4 protein-coding genes are annotated in these 2,018 nt (G+C 60.4%); all 4 read right to left on the bottom strand.

Features of this window, described 5'->3' with window-relative positions; genetic code table 11:
- On the bottom strand, positions 1-584 hold a 584-nt coding region (locus V6C07_RS07620), incomplete at its 3' end, for a MotA/TolQ/ExbB proton channel family protein (RefSeq protein WP_333535772.1).
- A 16-nt stretch (positions 585-600) separates the two neighbouring features.
- Positions 601-1,149 carry a flavodoxin family protein gene (locus tag V6C07_RS07615; RefSeq protein WP_333535771.1) on the bottom strand — a complete coding sequence of 183 codons (549 nt, stop codon included), beginning with the start codon at positions 1,147-1,149 and terminating at the stop codon, positions 601-603.
- Positions 1,149-1,685 carry a heme utilization cystosolic carrier protein HutX gene (hutX, locus tag V6C07_RS07610; protein ID WP_333535769.1) on the bottom strand — a complete coding sequence of 179 codons (537 nt, stop codon included), beginning with the start codon at positions 1,683-1,685 and terminating at the stop codon, positions 1,149-1,151. Before hutX ends, V6C07_RS07615 begins: the two co-directional genes overlap by 1 nt.
- Positions 1,686-1,697: 12 nt before the next feature.
- Positions 1,698-2,018 (bottom strand): AAA family ATPase (locus V6C07_RS07605; protein WP_333535767.1); only part of this gene is annotated, 321 nt, incomplete at its 5' end.

The raw sequence follows: 2,018 nt of genomic DNA, 5'->3' as shown, positions 1-2,018 counted from the left end.
TGGCAAAGCTCAAGCGCCCGGTAACTGTGTTCCACCGCCTCAATGTGAAAGCCCTTGAACTTGAGCAGCAGAAAGTAGTAGAAAATCAGCATGGGAATAGCCACGCACAGGCCCATGACCGTGGTTATGAGCGCTTCCCATATGCCGCCGGCCAGTTGGGCAGGATCGGGCGCGGCCTTGGCGGCGATGGTCTGAAACACGCCCACCATGCCGAGAACTGTGCCGAGCAGGCCCAGAAGCGGAGCGATCATGGCGATAAGGCGCAGCCAGCAAAGGCTTTTGGTGACCTGCTCGAAATTGCGGTGGAACAGATAGGCCACCTCGGCGCGGATATCCTGCGAATGGCCGCTATGGGTCTTGACCACGTCACGGATAATGGCGATCAGGGGATTGTCGCTGCTGTTATTGCGCAGGCAGCGGCTTTCGCCCGTATTTTCCAGATCAAGAAAGCCGTGCTGGAAGTTTTTCCAGACAAGGGCAAGGTAGAAGAAGGTGCGCAGGGCGATGTACAGCCCGGCAGCGCCCACGACTACAAGCGCGCAGCCCGAAGGGCCGATGGCTGAATAGATTGAGGCCAGGGTCACGGTATGCTTCCTTACCTTATATGTTTTCCTGAACAGGTGCGGCGCACTGCATGTCGCGGAGGGTGCGGGCAAAGGCTGCGAATGTTTCACGAGCCATGCGGCAGTCCTCGGCATCGGGGTGCTTGGCGGCTTCTTCAAGCCGCGCGCGCCGTTCTTCGGTCATAGGGTGCGCGTCTCCGGCCATTTTCTGCATCATTGCCACTATGGCGGGGTCCACACGCCCCTGACAGAGAAATGTTCCCAGCACACGATTGTTCCGTTCGGGTCCATCAAGCAGGGCCTCGCCCTGTACCTTGCACTGGGCGGCGTGATCGGAGTGGGGCCATGCGCCCAAAGTGCCGAACAGGGCCACGTTGCAGCCCCTGATGCGCTCCATGTACTTTTGGGCTTCGGCATCGGGCAGGCCCTTATCCACCCAGTAGCCAACGGCAACGAGGTCAAAACCCCCGGGATCTGGAGCGTCTTCCACGGGGTGCAGGCTGCAGCCGGGCAGGGCTTCGGCCACGGCCTGGGCCACCTTGCGGGTATTGCCGGTACGGGAGGAATAAACGACAAGGCTTTTCATTAGATATTCTCCTTGCCGAAGGCTTCGCGCAGGGCGAAAAAGCCTTCGCGGGCTTCAGGCATAAGCTTTTTGTTTTCGCGGCCCACATAGACGGAGAACAGCACCGCTCCCGCCGTGTCAAAGAACTGCACACTGTGGCTTTCCAGCCCCATGAAGGGCAATGAAAGAAAACAGATGTGCGCTGCTTCTTCACTGCATATGTGCCCGCCCAGCGACTGACCGGGCGCAAGGTTGAAATAGCCGCCGCCGTGTTTGCCGGAGGGAATGCGCCCCTTGATTTCAACAACGCTGCGGCCGTGACGCATGATAAAGGTCGCGCCGGGCCACTGGGTAAGTCCGTCCCATACGGCGTCAAAATCCGCTCCCGTGGCAAAGGCCCGCATGGCCGGGGGCAGGGCTTCGGCAGCGCGCAGCTCGCTTACCGCGCATTGGCGGGCGATGGTATCGAGCATTACCATCTTTTTTTCAGCAAGCATTTTTTCCACTTGCTGCTGCAGGTTTTCCGTCTGACAGGGGGTTGCGGGGCTGGTGGTCATGGCAATTCTCCTTTATGCCGCCGGGGTGGCGGTGTTGCGGGTATGAGCTTCTTCCGGCCGGGCTGGCTGGTTCAGTGCTTCCGTCTCTGCCAGCCCTGCCGGCAGCCCGTCTTCATCGGCCCTGGTCAGGGGCAGACGAAGGGCATGGCGGCCCAGAAGGGCAAGAAGCTCAAGGTCGTGGGTGATAAGCAGGACGCAGCGGCCTTCTTTGGTCTGGTCTTCAAGGGCCTGGGCAAGGCGGGTCATGTTCAGGCCGTCCAGACCGCTTGTGGGCTCGTCCAGAATGAGCAGGCCGGGTTTTTTCGCCAGGGCGCAGGCAATGACAAGCCGCTG

Origin of the sequence: Desulfovibrio sp. 1214_IL3152 (genome assembly GCF_036763055.1) — a bacterium.
Lineage (GTDB): Bacteria > Desulfobacterota > Desulfovibrionia > Desulfovibrionales > Desulfovibrionaceae > Desulfovibrio.
Note: the sequence above shows the minus strand (reverse complement) of the source record. Positions and strands in the feature narration are given on the sequence as shown.